Origin of the sequence: Paenibacillus nitricinens, from assembly GCF_052056485.1 — a bacterium.
Lineage (GTDB): Bacteria > Bacillota > Bacilli > Paenibacillales > Paenibacillaceae > Paenibacillus_AQ > Paenibacillus_AQ nitricinens.
On sequence record NZ_CP183948.1, the window covers coordinates 1,879,142 to 1,895,673 of the forward strand.

14 protein-coding genes are annotated in these 16,532 nt (G+C 43.9%); 10 read left to right on the top strand and 4 right to left on the bottom strand.

Going from position 1 to position 16,532, the window contains the following annotated elements; genetic code table 11:
- Positions 1–120 precede the first annotated feature (120 nt).
- Positions 121–1,155 carry a LacI family DNA-binding transcriptional regulator gene (locus tag ACN6KS_RS08295; protein WP_094870515.1) on the bottom strand — a complete coding sequence of 345 codons (1,035 nt, stop codon included), beginning with the start codon at positions 1,153–1,155 and terminating at the stop codon, positions 121–123.
- 376 nt (positions 1,156–1,531) lie between these two features.
- Here ACN6KS_RS08295 and ACN6KS_RS08300 point away from each other — a divergent pair, with 376 nt between their 5' ends.
- The 8 genes from ACN6KS_RS08300 (at position 1,532) to ACN6KS_RS08335 (ending at position 10,725) form a co-directional block, all read left to right on the top strand.
- Positions 1,532–2,899: an ABC transporter substrate-binding protein gene (locus tag ACN6KS_RS08300; protein ID WP_094876474.1), complete on the top strand. Its 1,368-nt coding sequence runs from the start codon at positions 1,532–1,534 to the stop codon at positions 2,897–2,899.
- Positions 2,900–3,020: 121 nt separating this feature from the next.
- On the top strand, positions 3,021–3,914 hold the full coding sequence (locus ACN6KS_RS08305; protein ID WP_042186236.1) for a carbohydrate ABC transporter permease: 894 nt from the start codon (positions 3,021–3,023) through the stop codon (positions 3,912–3,914).
- On the top strand, positions 3,914–4,750 hold the full coding sequence (locus ACN6KS_RS08310; RefSeq protein WP_094870513.1) for a carbohydrate ABC transporter permease: 837 nt from the start codon (positions 3,914–3,916) through the stop codon (positions 4,748–4,750). Before ACN6KS_RS08305 ends, ACN6KS_RS08310 begins: the two co-directional genes overlap by 1 nt.
- Positions 4,751–4,779: 29 nt before the next feature.
- Complete coding sequence (locus ACN6KS_RS08315) at positions 4,780–7,518, top strand: GH36-type glycosyl hydrolase domain-containing protein (protein WP_440961774.1); 2,739 nt, start codon at positions 4,780–4,782, stop codon at positions 7,516–7,518.
- A 151-nt stretch (positions 7,519–7,669) separates the two neighbouring features.
- On the top strand, positions 7,670–8,557 hold the full coding sequence (locus ACN6KS_RS08320) for a hypothetical protein (protein WP_440961775.1): 888 nt from the start codon (positions 7,670–7,672) through the stop codon (positions 8,555–8,557).
- A 110-nt stretch (positions 8,558–8,667) separates the two neighbouring features.
- A complete protein-coding gene (gene serC, locus ACN6KS_RS08325; RefSeq protein ID WP_094876472.1) occupies positions 8,668–9,756 on the top strand; it encodes a 3-phosphoserine/phosphohydroxythreonine transaminase in 1,089 nt (362 codons plus the stop codon).
- A 124-nt stretch (positions 9,757–9,880) separates the two neighbouring features.
- Entirely contained in the window at positions 9,881–10,345 is a 465-nt protein-coding gene (trmL, locus tag ACN6KS_RS08330; protein WP_042125678.1) for a tRNA (uridine(34)/cytosine(34)/5-carboxymethylaminomethyluridine(34)-2'-O)-methyltransferase TrmL, read from the top strand.
- 125 nt (positions 10,346–10,470) lie between these two features.
- Positions 10,471–10,725, top strand: coding sequence for an AbrB/MazE/SpoVT family DNA-binding domain-containing protein (locus ACN6KS_RS08335; protein ID WP_039871533.1), 255 nt, complete (start codon positions 10,471–10,473; stop codon positions 10,723–10,725).
- Positions 10,726–11,092: 367 nt separating this feature from the next.
- Here the strand turns inward: ACN6KS_RS08335 and ACN6KS_RS08340 are convergent, their stop codons facing one another.
- Both ACN6KS_RS08340 and ACN6KS_RS08345 read right to left on the bottom strand, forming a co-directional pair.
- Positions 11,093–12,160 carry a phosphodiester glycosidase family protein gene (locus ACN6KS_RS08340; RefSeq protein WP_280787386.1) on the bottom strand — a complete coding sequence of 356 codons (1,068 nt, stop codon included), beginning with the start codon at positions 12,158–12,160 and terminating at the stop codon, positions 11,093–11,095.
- Positions 12,157–12,564, bottom strand: a complete 408-nt coding sequence (locus ACN6KS_RS08345; RefSeq protein ID WP_440961776.1) for a hypothetical protein — start codon at positions 12,562–12,564, stop codon at positions 12,157–12,159. The genes ACN6KS_RS08340 and ACN6KS_RS08345 overlap by 4 nt, the downstream gene beginning before the upstream one ends.
- A gap of 283 nt (positions 12,565–12,847) precedes the next feature.
- Between ACN6KS_RS08345 and ACN6KS_RS08350 the strand changes: the two genes are divergently transcribed.
- Positions 12,848–13,504, top strand: coding sequence for a DNA-binding response regulator (locus ACN6KS_RS08350; RefSeq protein ID WP_042186245.1), 657 nt, complete (start codon positions 12,848–12,850; stop codon positions 13,502–13,504).
- A 139-nt stretch (positions 13,505–13,643) separates the two neighbouring features.
- Positions 13,644–14,861, top strand: a complete 1,218-nt coding sequence (locus ACN6KS_RS08355; RefSeq protein ID WP_094876471.1) for an aminotransferase-like domain-containing protein — start codon at positions 13,644–13,646, stop codon at positions 14,859–14,861.
- Positions 14,862–15,543: 682 nt separating this feature from the next.
- On the opposite strand, the gene ACN6KS_RS08360 is transcribed toward ACN6KS_RS08355, so the two are convergent.
- Entirely contained in the window at positions 15,544–16,482 is a 939-nt protein-coding gene (locus tag ACN6KS_RS08360; protein WP_440961777.1) for a DUF2161 family putative PD-(D/E)XK-type phosphodiesterase, read from the bottom strand.
- Positions 16,483–16,532: the final 50 nt, after the last annotated feature.

Genomic DNA, 16,532 nt, shown 5'->3' on the forward strand with positions numbered 1-16,532 from the left:
AGCTAAAACGAATAAAGGTGTTCCGAAGCCATGGGAAGGGCTTAGGGACACCTTTTGTGTTGTTTAGGATATCTTTGGCCATTGATATGGCTACGGATATCCTCTTTTTTTGCTTCAGAGCTATACTAAACCCCGCTCAGGAGCGCCACAGGATTCTCTTATGATGAGCTCAGGCTCGACGCTGAAAGAGCTCGTGCCTGATTGATTGTTTATTAGATCATACAGCATTAACGCGGCTAGACGGCCGATTTTATCTTTATTTTGTTTAATCGTAGTTAAGAGTGGTGTTGTGTAATTGCAGGCTTCGATATCGTCACAGCCAATAATCGCGACGGTTCCAGGAACAGTAATAGCAGATTCCTTTAGGGCACGCATAGCTCCAATAGCTAACTGATCAGAAGCCGCGAATATCGCTCTGGGCAAGTTTCCATTTGAAATCATTCTACGCATGGTCTCATAACCGCTGGCTTCAAAGAAGTTGCTGCCGTTTAAGAACCAGTTTTCGTTGATCGGTAGTCCTAAATCTTCAAGTGCTTTGCGGAAACCACTTTCACGTATATTGGAGATTTCTGACTCAGAGGAGCTGCCGATATAACCAAGTTCTCGATAGCCTAATAAGTAAAAGTGTTCGACTACCTTGGTAGACAACTTAAAATTATCAGACATGATATAACCCGAATTGTCGCCTGACAGCTTTAAATCTACGCCGATGCATGGGATAGAACTATTATCCAATTCGCTGATGGAGGTTTCTAGCTCTTGTCCGGTAATAAGTAGGCAGCCATCTACATTAAAATGCAGACAACGGGCAAGATAATCATTAGTATCGCCACTTTGAAATTTTTCGTTAGAGAAAAAGATCAGGTCGTAACCTAATAGTCCCATTTGTTTTTTGAAGGAATTTAGGACTTCGATGAAAAAAGGGTGGGTAAAGTCAACGTTCAGCATTCCTGCAAAAATAACACCAATTAGATTCGATGATTTTGTAGCTAATGTTTTTGCTGAATTGGAGGGAGTATATCCGGTTTCCTTTATGATTTGTTGTACCCTAGTCTTGGTGTCTTCCGAAATATCGCTGTAGTTATTTATGATTTTAGATACTGTCGAAACAGAAACTCCAGCTATTTTCGCTATGTCTTTAATGTTATAGGCCAACTTTGGTCCTCCTTATAATGCGAAATACTCTATAATCTATGATAAAAGTATAGTTGAGTTAAGCTTTTTATGGATTTTCAAATATGAATTGCGAAACGTTTTCGTAAATGATTTTATAATTATATAGGTAGATAGTCAATGGGATCTTTGGTGTTCAAATAGAAATATCCTTGATTTAAAGGTCTTTTTGAGAATTTTAGTTCAAGAATTGTTCAAAGATAAAGAATAAAAAAAGTCTTTACAAAGATAAATAACGATGTAATAATAAAAACAACGAAACCGCTTTCTGTATTATAATCACTAAAGTTTCGTAATTTCAGGAATTAAGATGGTGTTTCGTTAAAAGGTCATACAAATCATCTGGGGGGTAACAAAAATGGTAAAGAAGCTTTCTGCGGTATTGTTGAGCTCAGCGCTAGTGCTCTCATTAGCAGCATGTGGAAGCGGCAACAACACAAATGATGAGGCTACTTCGGGCAACGGAACAAGCAAGCCCGCAAATGGTGAGAAAAAGGTTATTAAAATCTTGCACTGGAAACAAGAAAACATTAACAAGGTCATTACAGACATTAATAAGAAGTTTGAAGAAAAATATCCGGAATACAAGATTGAGTACACGACGACAGGTCCGGATGATGAATTTAAACAAGCACAAAGAGCAAGAATTACAGCTGGTGACGTAGACGTCCTTGCCGATTTGTCCGGTATGAGATTGTCTCCGAAAGATTGGACACCAGGTGCAAAAGTACCAGACTGGCAACAATGGATTGATTCCGGTTTGATTGCTGATCTGAGCAACGAAGCTTTCGTTAAAAACTATAATGCGAATGATATTGCCAAAGCGGGTACTTACAACGATAAAGTGTATGCGATCCCAACCGGTAAAGTAGCGATGTCAGGTTTCTTCTATAATAAAGAAATTTTTGAACAAAACGGTTTGACTGTTCCAACAACATGGACAGAGTTCATCAGTGTTTTAGATACTTTGAAATCCAAGAGCATTGTACCAATCGTAGTGGCTGGTAAAGATGTATGGCCTTTGAAACTGCCAGTGTTCGGTTTGCAAGCTAAGATTCTAGGTGGCGGCGACCAACAAAAATGGATTGAAGGCGTTTGGAAAGGCACTTCGGCGTTCAACGATGCTGAGGCTGTAGAAGTATTGGATAAAATGAAGACCCTTCAAGATAACTACATCATCGATGGTTTCTTGGGTATTGACTATGCAACAGCACCTTCGTACTTCGCAACAGGTAAAGCAGCTATGATTGCTGACGGTACTTGGGATGCACCTACAATCGCTGCGGCAAATCCTGATGTGAAATTTGGATACTTCCCAATCCCAGCGACTGAAGATGCTGCTAAGAACTCATCTCTTGTCGGTAAGTACGATGTAACTTGGTATGCAGCAGAAAAAGGTCCGAACAAAGAAGGCGCTTTGAAATGGCTGGAATTCTTCTCTGAACCAGAAAATTACACGGAATATGTTAAGGCTGCCGGATTTGTACCCACACAAGATAACATCGCAACTGGCAGTGACTTCATTGATAACGAACTTGCCCAATACATGGCAGAAGACTTTGAACTTGCTTATGAAATCATTATGATTAACCGCGACAATGTAGGCGAGCACATTGCTGCTGAAGGTGTTCATACTGAATACCTGGCACCAGGCGGCGAATTCAAAACTGCTAAAGAACTTGCAGATGTACAACAAAAAGAATGGGAAGCAGCAGCTCCTAAATAAGCTGTTATTCCAATAAACAGACATCAACAACATACTGTGCACCATCATGTACTACAACATCGGGGTCTGTTCGTACAGACCCCGATCATTTTATTGAATTAGGATTGGGTAGGTGAGAGAAATGTATCCGTTCGGAAAAGGTATAAAAAGATATTTACCGCTTCTGCTGCTTATGATTCCATTATCGTTGTACGTTATTTTTTATTTTGGACCCTCTATGATGACGGTCATTTATTCATTTACAGATATTACTAACGTTCCAGGAAGCAAATTGAATTTCGTAGGCCTTGACAATTATTACAGTGTTTTTAACTCCGGAAATTCAGGCGAACGATGGGATTCCATTATACGAACAGTTTATTTCATGGTCATTGTTACAATCGTACAAAACGGTGTCGGTCTCCTTATGGCCGTAGTTATTAATCAGAAGCTGAAAGGCGATTATTTTTATCGCGCAGTTTTCTTTTTGCCGGTTGTGCTCGGTGTATCGGTAGTTGCACTGGTATGGGGCTTGATGTTCGATCCGCTAAGTGGTCCCGTAAATCAACTGTATGATTCATTGTTCGGATATAAAGATATGTTCTTTGGAAGCTTCACCCATGCGTTTGGTTATATTATATTTACGCAAATTTGGATGTACATGGGTTACTCCATGCTGATTTTCCTTGCAGGACTTCAATCCGTACCGAAAGATCTGTATGAAGCTGGATATATTGATGGAACCACGAAGTGGCAATCTTTTAAAAACATTACGTTCCCGCTTATTGCACCATCGTTCACCATTAATATTATTTTGTCTATTATCGGTGCGATGTCGACCTTTGATATTATTCTCGCAACTACGGACGGTCGCTTTAACACAAGAACGATGGCTTATGACGTGTATAAAGAGACGTTCCGTGGTTCTCTCCAGATGGGACTTCCATCCGCGCTTTCTGTGGTGCAGTTCCTTATGATTCTGGTCTTCGTTGTATTTGCAGTTAAACAAATGCGTAAGAGAGAGGTGGAGTATTAATGAAAGATTCCAAAACCGCCAAAACTCTCTCCTATATTCTGATTGCAGTATTGCTTGTTTTGTATATCATGCCACTATTGTTTGTAATAAACATTTCATTCAAGTCTTTTTCGGACTATTTGCTAGACCCGATCGGACTTGTGAAAAGTATTCAATGGGATAATTACAAGGAAGCTTGGTTAAAAGGTAATTTCTCTAATTATTTCATTAACAGTTTGCTGTACACTGTTGTAGCAACAGTGCTAACACTTATCGTGTCGTTATTCGGAGCTTTCCCGGTGGCGAGAAATTATGTGAAGTGGAGCGGTTTTATTTATTTGTTCTTCTTGATGTCACAGTTCTTGCCTAACCCTATGGTTGCACAGTTCAAATTGATGCTTACCATGAAACAAGAGCTTGGATTTGTGGGCTATGATACGAAGCTGGGTTATATTCTCCTAAAAACAGGAGGGACAGGGATCGTCTTCATGATGTTCGTAGGTTATATTAAAGGGATCAGCCGTGAGATGGATGAAGCTGCCGGTATGGATGGTGCTGGGTATATGCGGTATTTATTCCAGATCATTATGCCACTGATGAAACCTGTTATCGCAACAGGTGTTATCCTGACGGCGATTACGATTTGGAATGACTTTGTAGGTCCAATCATGTATTTGCCAAGTCCGGAACATTATCCAATTACCTTCGGGCTTAAAGAATTCCGCGGTCAATACGGAAACAACTGGCCTATGTTGGCGTGCGGTATCATGATCGTATCTGCACCCCTTATCGTCCTGTACACCTTCATTCAAAAGTATATCGTTGACGGTGCATTGGCAGGTGCGGTTAAAGCTTAAGTAGATGTGTAAATGAGAGGATGGGGACAATGGACCGCAAAAAAATTCAAGGCTTTGAATTCACCGGAAAGGATGGGGAGTTCAAGCTTCAGCAACCGGATCATAGTAGTTTCTTATACTTCCCTCTAGTAAATGAGGGGGGAATGATGTCGACTGTAACCCCGAAGCTTCATGGTCAGGCGACGACTGGTCATAATACATTTTTAACACCGCCCTTATCTGTTGAAGATTTGCATAATTCACGCGCCTCACGTAATTTCTGGGTTTACGTCGAAGGCAAAGGTGCTTGGTCTACAGCTGGAAACTCTGCTAAGCAAAATGCAGCGTTCTACACCTCATCTGCTGATGATGCAGTACTTGAGGCTGGATTCCTATGGCATCGTGTGACTCGCAGCAACTCTGAGATGGGTGTCAAAGCTGAGATTACCAGCTTCGTACCTAGCGGTAATGATAAGGTAGAACTTATGAAAGTTACGTTGACGAATACGGGAACAGAGGAGCTTACTCTTACACCAACGGCTGTAGTTCCCTTGTATGCCCGTTCCGCAGATGATCTGCGCGATCACAGACATGTAACCTCCCTGCTGAACCGGATTTACACCTCAGCTTATGGTGTTGAGGTTCAACCTGCACTATCTTTCGATGAGCGTGGTCATCGCATTAATCACACTTCTTACGGTGTATTTGGTGCAGAAGGTGATGGCAGTCAGCCTGATGGTTTCTTCCCGATTCAAGAAGAATTTATCGGTGAAGGTGGAAGTCTTGACTGGCCAGAAGCTGTTATTCTGAATGCTACGCCAGAGATTGGTAAAGGTGGCGGCGTGGATAGAGAGGGTTATGAAGCCGTTGGTGGACTTCGTTTTGCTTCAATTACCTTGTCTTCTGGTGCAAGCCATTCTTATGTCGTAGTTATGGCAATTGATAATGATAGAATTAACGTTGAAGCTTTGATGAGTAAATATGGTACATCTGAAGCTTTTGATCATCTGCTAGAGGAAACTAAAGCGTTCTGGGCAGACAAAGTGAATATGGTTGAATTTCATACCGGCGACTCGGATGCAGATCAATGGATGAAATGGGTAACCATCCAACCGGTCCTTAGGAGACTGTATGGTAACTCCTTCTTACCGTATCATGATTATGGAAGAGGCGGACGTGGCTGGCGAGATCTTTGGCAAGACTGTCTGGCACTGCTCATTATGGAGCCTGCCGAAGTTCGTAGCCTACTCTTCAACAATTACGCTGGTGTGAGAATTGATGGCAGTAACGCAACCATTATCGGTCAACAGCCAGGTGAATTTATCGCTGACCGTAACAATATCCCTCGTGTATGGATGGATCATGGGGCATGGCCGTTTTTAACAACGATGCTCTATCTGGATCAGAGTGGTGATCTTGATTTCTTGTTGCAAGAACAGACTTATTTCCGGGATACTTTTATGAGTCGTTGTAAGGAACGTGATACTTCATGGAATACCTCTGTAGGCAGTGATCTTAGAACAGCCTCTGGGGAAATCTACAAAGGTACAATTCTGGAACATATTTTGCTGCAAAATCTAGTTCCATTCTTTAATGTAGGGGAACATAATAATATCCTGCTCGAGGGAGCGGACTGGAATGATGGCCTCGATATGGGTGCGGATCGCGGAGAGAGTGTAGCATTTACATCTTTCTATGCTAGCAATCTATTGGATATTTCTCGGGTGCTGCGTAATCTTAAGACTTCCAAAGGTCAGGAAACTGTTGAATTAGCGGAAGAAATGCAGCTACTGCTGGATACTCTTAATGAGTCTGTAGATTATGGTTCTGTATCAGGTAAGCAAGAGAGATTGGATCGATATTATGCTGCCGCACCAAATAAAGTGAGTGGAGTTCGTGTATCTCTCGATATTGATAAAGTAGCTGATGATCTGGAGCAAAAAGCGGAATGGTTATTTAACCATTTGCGTAGCAACGAGTGGGTACAGAGTGAGAATGGTGATGGCTGGTTTAATGGTTATTATAATAACGATGGTGAACAGGTAGAGGGTGAATTTTCTGAAGGCGTTCGTATGACGCTAACGGGTCAAGTGTTCCCGCTTATGGGTCATGCAGCGGCTCCGGAGCAAATTCCACACATTATAGCAGCTGTAGATCGTAATCTATTTGATGATAAGATTGGATACAGGCTTAATTCCCGTTTCGGTGGGATTCAGCAAAATCTGGGTCGTGCTTTTGGTTTTGCTTTTGGCCATAAAGAAAATGGGGCCATGTTCAGTCACATGACCATCATGTATGGAAATGCGCTTTACAAACGTGGTTATGTAAAAGAAGGTCATAAGGTCCTTGAATCTCTTTACAGCTTGAGTACAGATTTCGAAAAAGCGCGTATCTACCCAGGTATTCCTGAATATATTAACGAGCAAGGCAGAGGGATGTACACGTATCTAACAGGCTCTGCAAGCTGGCTCTTGCTAACCATGGTCACTGAAGTATTCGGTGTGAAGGGCAAGCTGGGCGATCTATTGCTAGAACCTAAATTAGTAAAAGAACAATTTGATTCTGAGGGCAAAGCATCCATTAAGACAATCTTTGCAGATCGTGAATTTGAAGTGCTCTATAAAGCCACAGGAAGCTTTAACTTCGGAGAGTACCAAATACACTCCGTTACGTTGAATGGCAGTGGGGTGACGCTGCAGCGCGGCTCAGGAAGTGCGATTATTCCACGTGAAGAGCTCCTTGCTCTGCAGACAGAGAAGCTTCACGTGATTGAAGTGACTCTGGCGTAATCATAACAAGATTTTATTAAAGACGTCTGCACCGTTATGAATAGCGGCTGCAGACGTTTTTTTGAAAGTTATAAAAACTAAGGTTCTTCATAAATGATATAATGGGACTAATTTACTTATTTGTTGAATGATTGAAAGGGGTTTGTGAGGGATGGGGTACAGGCTTTCAAATGGCGTATTATCTGTGGATATCGCTGATATTGGTGAAGATTATAAAGGGACTCGTTTTGACTGGACGGGGTTCATCACACAAGTTACGTTAGAAAAGGGTAACCATACGTTTTGTGTGCCAGAGAGCTTGAAGGAAGGCGAAGGTACTGGTGGAAGTGGACTATGCAACGAGTTTGGCATTTCCCGGGCAATTGGGTATGATGAAACGCCGATCGGAGGCTGGTTTCCAAAGCCCGGAGTCGGATTGTTACAAAAGCTGGATTCGCAGGGCTATAGCTTTCATAGCAAGTATCCACTAACTCCCTTTGCTATTGATATGGAGGTTAGGGTTGATTCGATTATATATACTGTCCAGCCGATGGAAAGTAACGGATACGCAATGCTTTTGACCAAAACGATCTCAATAAAGAACGATCAATTGAAAATTGCATATGAATTGCATAACAAAGGGGATAAGCCAATCCAAACAGAGGAGTACATCCACAATTTCGTAGGGATTGATGGCTTGAACATAGGTTCGGATTTTGAATTGCGTCTCTCGAATGGGCTCAAAATAGAAGAACCGGAATCTCAATATACGAATAATTTACTAGAGGTATCTGGTAATACACTTACTTGGTCAGAAGAGCCAGACCGATCCTTTTACTGCAATTTGAGTGGCTGGGGAGGCCCGGAGGCTGAGTTCAATTGGGAGTTGGTCCATAAGCCTAGTGGAACAGGAGTGCGCGAGAGCGGAGATTTCCCGGTAGCACGAATGGCGCTATGGGGAGAACGCCATGTGGTCTCACCTGAAGTTTTTGTGAACATTAGTCTTTTACCGCATGAAAGCAAGTCCTGGAGCCGAACTTATCATTTTTTCACATCCTAATAAGCAGCAATCAAAGCTTTTATGTGAATAATTATACTTGCTGGTGTGTGAGATTATTGCTATCATAAGCGATATCCATATTGATAGGAGAGAAAGGGTGGGGAGTAGTTTTGAATAAGAGAGCATACAATTTTAATGCCGGACCGGCAGCGTTGCCGCTTACGGTACTGGAACGCGCACAAGCGGAGTTTGTTGATTTCCGAGAAAGTGGAATGTCTATCATGGAGATGTCGCACCGTGGAGCAATCTACGAATCCGTGCATAATGAAGCGCAGGAACGTCTGCTTTCGCTCCTCGGCAATCCGAAGGGCTATAAGGTATTGTTCGTACAAGGTGGAGCAAGCACACAGTTTGCAATGATCCCTATGAACCTGATTTCCGCAGGCCAAGTAGGTAGCTATGTTATGACGGGTAGCTGGGCAGATAAGGCTTATAAAGAAGCTAAATTGGTAGGGGGCGCTCATGTTGCTGCTTCTTCCGAAGACAAGAAATTCTTAGCTATACCTGAATTGAGTTCGATTAAAGCTGCGGAAAATGCTGCCTACCTTCACGTTACTTCCAATGAGACCATTGAAGGAACGCAATATGCAGAATATCCGGATGCTGGCTCGATTCCGCTCATCGCAGATATGTCCAGTGATATCCTTTGCCGGCCAATCGATGTCAACCAATTCGGAATGATCTATGCTGGAGCACAAAAGAACCTTGGTCCTTCCGGTGTGACTGTAGTTATTGCTAAAGAGGAATTGCTCGCAGAATCACCTTCTAACATTCCAACTATCATGCGTTACAGCACTCATTACAAAAATAACTCTCTTTACAATACACCTCCATCTTTCTCTGTATATATGGTTAACGAAGTATTAAAATGGATTGAGGAGCAAGGTGGTCTTGCTGGTATCCATTCCAAGAACCTTGAAAAAGCGGGTCTATTATATGATCACATCGATGGAAGTGACGGCTTCTACAGTGGGGTTGCTGAGAAGAGCAGTCGCTCCATTATGAACGTTACCTTCCGGATGCAATCGGAAGAACTCGAAAAACGGTTTGTTAAAGCTGCTGAACTGGAAGGTTTTGTCGGCTTAAAGGGACATCGTAGTGTGGGTGGCTTGCGCGCTTCCATTTACAATGCAGTTCCTTACGAAAGTGTTAAAGCACTTTCTGATTTCATGAACCATTTCCGGCAAACTCAAGGTTAATGAACTCTATCGTAAACCTTCCGCCTATGGGTGGAAGGTTTTCAGTTTGTTTGGAGAAGCTATGGTTATGCACTAGAGTAAAACATCTGGCTATTAAAGCCTTTAGAGAGGAAGGAACCCTATAATGGCACTCCATATCGTATTAGTTGAGCCGGAAATACCGGCCAATACTGGAAACATTGCGCGTACCTGCGCAGCAACAGGCACTCATCTTCACCTGGTTCGCCCGCTCGGATTCCGTACAGACGATGCTACATTGAAAAGAGCAGGATTGGATTACTGGCACGCTGTTAACATTGAATACCACGACTCTTTTGCTGAGGTACTTGAGAAGTACAGTGAGGGACGTTTCTTTTATGCCACGACGAAAGCAGAAAAGAGATATAGCGACTTTGATTTTCAAGATGGAGATTTCTTTGTTTTTGGTAAAGAAACGAAGGGGCTTTCTGCTGAAATTCTGGAAGCGGGTAAAGAAACAAAAATGCGCATGCCGATGAGTGATGCAGTGAGATCGCTGAATTTATCGAATTCTGCGGCTATTATTGTATATGAAGCCCTTCGACAGCTGGATTTTCCTAATCTTGTTTAGAAAAAAGACATTTTTTTTGTTTTTTTTCAGCAGGATTCGACATTTTAATAACGAAATATAATGAATGAGCCGAAATATATAGTAGCTACAAATTATTAGTTGAACAGGAGAGGTGTACGTTAGATATGAAACCTGCTGGTGTAGTTCGCAAAGTGGATCAGCTGGGTAGAATTGTTCTGCCTAAGTCCCTGCGTAAAAGGTATCAGATGAATGAAGGCGACCCGGTTGAAATTTTGGTACAGGGTGACCATATCATCTTGGAGCGTTACCGTCCAAAATGTGTTTTCTGCGGTTCAATGGAAGGTGTGAGTGAATATAAAGATCGTTATATTTGCGCTGCATGCCTCTCAGAAATGACGCAATTGCCAAGACACGCCTAGGAAGTACATATTTACACATTTAGAATTCTGACAGCCTATAGTTTTCTAAACAAAGAAACTGTCCCATTCGTAGACTTCTTCTACTTATGTGGCAGTTTTTTTGTTTCAGGCTTATAAAAAAATGCCTCAGAGCCAAGTGGCTACTGAGACATTTCTTGCTTATAGACCTTTTGTTTTGTCGTCGTTGTAAGATGAGGTAAGGATGCCGACCATAAATAACACAAATACGATAGTTACGATCCAAAAGGTTAATGAGAACGACATGCTGGCACCTCCATTAGCAAATGTATTCGTTATCAAGATTATACCCTGCAAATCAATAAAAATAAACGCAAATGTGATATGTTGCATAGACATTTTACTATAATCATTCAAAAAACAGGAAATTTGTCGGCACAGCTCTAAGATTTCCGTCTGAGGGCTTGTTGACTACTCTTCCGTTGAAGATGAGCGATGACGATCCTCCGCCATCCAGATTATAAGCATCCATGACGCCCATGTTATATAGCTTGTTCTGAATTTCCTCTAGCCGGGCACCAGAGCTGCCAAGCTCATTATAACCATCCGCTACAAGGATGAGAAGCTGATCATCCTTATAATTACCGATTACTGTACGTGGCGCGCGATTGGGGGACGTTTTCCACTTTTCCGGGATCGGTATTTTGACGTTGTTCTTAAGTAGAACAGGCACAAAGGTTGCACCAAATACGGGTTCGAGTTGATCTAACTGTGCACGACTGTAAAATTTCCCTCCGATTAACTGTCCGGACTTGTTCAGACCTACGAAGCTGAGATCCTTGAATGTCGGCTCGAAACCATTGAGGTACTTTCCATCAACCACAGTAGTACTTAAGGGATAGCGTTTTCCGGCTTTATCCGCAAAGCCTCCAGCATTAATACCTGCAATAGCGCCATGACTTTGTACAGCGTGCATTGTGGTTTCTGCGCCACCAGTAGCTTCTTTAGCAAGACTCATCTGCATCGCGGTTGGATCCTTCAATTTGATCTTCAAAGCATAGGCCTTATAGTTACCTGGATTCAGCTTATACAGCTCGATTCTAATCCGGTCGCTGCTAAGGACCTCAGAAGGTATTCCAAGCTTGGCAGATATCCGGCGGTTATAGATAAGCTCAGGACGGCTCGCTTGATTCTTCGCTGTCTCGACCAACTTATTCATAGCAGTAGTGGTTCCTTTATATAGCTTAGCGCTAGCGCTGACTGCATCTATGGTGTAGGATGCAGTGCCTTCGGCTAGGGTTAAATCCTTTTTTAGGACAGCTGTTTCATTCAGAGGCCCTGAGATAGGTGCAAATTGTCCTACATCAAGATCCAGCTCGAGCGGTGGTCGATACCACCACATACATATCAGTAAACCTAAAAAAGGTGCGGTTAGAAGCATAAAGAAACGGTTCACTCTTTTGACTGGTGTCATCATTTAATCAGATCCATTTCTTTCTTCAAAGCTTCTAACTGTTTGCTAACCTCGCTCAATTGCGTATATAGCTTGTTACTATTGTCTGTTTTGGCACTTGCATTATCTTTAGTGAAGGTTAATAGTTCGTTAAAACTTTGCACTGTATTCTGCAATTCCTTCACTTCTTCAGTGAGAACGGCAATTTTCGACTCATAGTCGGTCTTAAGAACGGTAAGCTGCTGCTGGCTCTGATTGCTAAGTTCGCTCAGCACTTGCTGCTTTAAATGGTTTGTGTAGCTGTATACAGCATATGCACCCATTCCAATCATCACGATCCAGAACAGTAAAAACCATTTTACGGAAGAGCCGCTTCTCACAGCAGCACGGCGCGAGTGTACCGGGGACGTTTCCGCTAGCGGTTGCATTTGATCACCTCGGGTTGGTCTTTTTTTCAAGTCCCCATTCTATCAGACTTTGACTAGTTTCGCAAAAATGTAAGAGAGTGTGAAAACTAGAAAAAGTAATTGCATCCTATTAAACTACTGCGATACAATTTCTATAGATTGGAATTTCTGATAGACGTACTCAAGGTAACCAGCGAGAGAATAAACGAACAAGTCATCATACTTCCTTGCTTGCGTTTAAACCGGAAACGCTGCGGCGCTTTCCTTTCTGGATGATTATATAAAGCAGGAGGTCTGGGCATTAATGATGAAGGTTTGGCAGGTGGTTATTGTGGGGTGTCATCCTACAAGTATGCTGGGGACAAAATTGATTTTGGAAGAGGGAGGAGAGCTTAAAGTTCTAGGAATGTATTCAACTTGGGACGAAGGCGCTTCCATCGTAAGGGAAAAGAATCCCGAGCTAGTGCTGGCAGATTATCATATGCCTGAAGGTAATATTGAGAGTGTGCTGTTAAATATGAAAAAAAGCTCACCAAACTCACATTTTGTCGTGATGACGGATGAAGACGGCAGGGATCTGCTACAGCCCCTCATAGAGCTGGGAGCCAGCGGGATATTCTCGAAAGGAGCTTCTCCTCATCAGCTTTTACAGCTGATCCTGGGTTTGCGAGTGGGTTTTCTTTCAATGCCGCTAGAATGGATAGAAAAAGGATCCTGGCCGATTTCGACGTCTAAAGGGCTGGATGATGTTCTTCAATTGACGCAGACAGAGATGTTTATTATGGAGCGAATCGTTCAGGGGATTACTTATGATAAAATAGCGCTTGAAATTGCAGTAAGTCGCCGTTCGATTGACAATTACCTGCGCAAAATTTATGTGAAGCTTGATGTTTCGACGCGAGCGCAAGCCATTGAGAAATTTGCTCTATTTTCAAGACAAAACAGGCAAATCTATGCATAACCCAAGCTATACGACATAATGAAGGTAAAGGCGGAATATTCTTGAAATAGAAGAAAGCATATCACGTTAAATGGATAATGGTTCTCGAAGGAGGATAACTTAGCCATTTCTACTTGGTACTAGGGAAGGGGGATTTCGCATGCTTTACCAATTTTCTGCTCGCGCGCACACACTGCTATCGTCACCGCTTCTAAGTATTCGTACCCAAACACGGAGAAGCTCCATGATATCGCTTGCTGAAGAATTACCAGCGGAAGAACTGTTCCCATTATCGCTGCTTGCCGAAGCAGCCTCTACGGTGATATCTGCAGATGCAGGAGCACTTCAATATGGTGATCCTGCAGGGTATGGTCCACTTCGGGAGTGGCTTGCCGGGGATTGGCTCAGAGAAAAAGGGGTAACTGTTACCGAGGGTGGAGTTCTGCTAACAACGGGGAGCCAGCAAGCGATTGATTTGTTATCGCGGGTGTATATTGACCCGGGAGATCGTGTATTAGTAGAAAATCCGACATCTCCAGGATTCTTGCAAACTCTTCGGATGCAGGGTGCCATTATTATTCCCGTAGAGGGTGACTTGGATGGGCTTCATCCAGATCATTTGCGGAGGCAAATTGAACTGCATAAGCCTAAGATGCTGTTCGCAACACCAAGCTTTACGAATCCAAGTGGTATCCTATGGAGCTTAGAGAGACGGCGTGAGGTGCTGGGTCTTTGTATCGCTTATAACATCCTGATTGTAGAAGATGATTCTTATGGTGATTTACATTTCCAGAAGTATGGTGAACATTGGGCCACAAGATATCCATCCTTGTATGCGCTGGAAAATATAAGTGATGGCGGACACGTATTATATATCGGTTCGTTCAGTAAGACCGTTGCGCCCGCGCTGCGGACGGGCTGGGCTGCAGGCAGCCGGGAAGTGATCGGGATGATGGCTGCTGCCAAGCAGATGGCAGACTGGCAATCGAGCGCATTAAATCAGCGGCTCTTGCATCATTTGTTGGATGTGACCGCTTTTGATCTTCGTGAGCATATTGCGCAGCTGAACCGAGAATATAACACCCGACTGAAGTTAATGGTTGAACTGCTAAAACGTCCAGCTTGGAAAGGAAGCTCCTACGACCTGCCGTCAGGAGGTATGTTTCTATGGGTATCTCCACCGGAGGGAATGGATGTTATGGCACTGCTAAAATGTGCGCTAGGTAAGGGAGTGGCATTTTTGCCAGGACCGTTATGTAGCGTAGATGGAAGCGGAAATCACATTCGTCTTAACTTCAGCCATCCCGGCCGCGATGAGCTGTTACTCGGCATGAATCTGATGAGCGAGGCGGTTAAGGAGTTCACGGCTCGGAGTTAGGTGAGTGCTGATTAAGGAATCTGATGGATCGGACGTATAAAAGTAACGAACAGGTTGATGAACGGTCATATGCGCAGGTAGAGGTGTGGGCAGCTGAACTGGCAGATCAATGTATGACACACCCTGGAAGTCATAAAGGACAGAGTGGTGCATTAGGCAAGGTGTAGAGTGCGGGGGAGGTCATTATAGGTGATTTCTCCCTATAACTGGCTGATTTATATTCTGGAATGGAGATTATAGGGAATCTCTCCCTATAAATTTCGGAAAAAGCCCTTTTTATGGAGCAATCTATGCATTTATAGGGAGGAAATCCCTATATCTCGGTTTTTAGCGCGTATATTGAGGAATTATAGGGATGATTTCCCCTTAATCCAACTTCTCACCTTGAGATTAATGCTTCGAAGGTAAGTTCTGTTTCTATGGCTTAACGGATTGGAACACAAAAAGCATCCCGTCGATGGGATGCTTTTTGATGTTACCTAGACATTGTTACGTGTGCATTAGAATAATAAGTTTAAAGTCCGAGTAAATGATTAGAACCTGATTAAAAGACGAAAATCGAAGTGAAAGATCAAAATCGGATAATGATAAAAGTCAGAGTGAAAGATCAAAAGCAGAGAAAAAGATAAAGGCTCCAGCAAAAATTTGAAATTGAAAGAATTTTTTGTTTAGTATAGGCAAGCTAATTACTGTGATGATTGCTGTCATGGGGTACGCCGCCAGTGATAGCGGCGTATTCCACTAGCGCGGCCTGACCGGCTGGAGTCAGGGTATAGCGCCCACGGCTGACACGGTGGAACCAGCCGTAGTAGTTGTGCTGCAGCATAGCGGCGGCGTTCGGTACGCCGCTACGCTTCCGCAGCTCGGCCGGAGAGATCCCGGCCGAGCGGGCGCTTGAGGCAGCGCTAGGGGCACCGCTTCGCGTGCCAGCCGCCGCTGCCTCCCGTGCTGCCGTGTCCCCGGCAGCACGCCCCTCCGGCGCTGAGCTCAGCGCCGGAGCCTGTGCAGCGGTACTCGCCGCTGCACGTTTGCCCGCTGCGAGCGAAGCCTTCGCAGCGGCCTTCTCGGCAGCGACGGCGGCTTCCGCCTCCGCTGCCTGTAGAGAAAGCGCGACACGCAGCGCTTTCTCGCGGTAGGCTGTCACGAGCTTGACGCGCGTGCTGCCGCCGATGTTGTAGTCTCCGCTGCGCTCGCGGAACTCATAGAGCAGGCGCTCGCGCCGCCGCTTGTTGCTGCGCTGTGCAGGTGGTGTCTCGTTTGGCTCCACGAGCACCTCGACCAGCGGGGCTTTGGTCTTATAAAAAACAACGGTGATCAGCCCGAGACCAAGACGGCGACACAGTCCGCTAAGCTCGCCCCAGCGCTGGTTCACCGCCCCTTTTTTATCACGGACACGTTCCACTGCGAGATAGACCGTAGGACTGAGCTTTAGCCGTTCCACCCCTTGCAGGAGCAAGGCGAGGTTGAACGATTTTTTCATCTCTACGATTAGAGGGTGCTCTAAATCTTCACGAATACCCACCAAATCACAAGTCCGAACCTCCCCCTTGATGCTGTATCCTTGCTTTTCAAAAAAAAACTTCAAAGGAGCATACAGCTCCGTTTCATGTCGTACCGCCATAGTGTCACTCCCGTAGCCCTTTATTTTCGGGTTTCCATTAAGGTTTTACT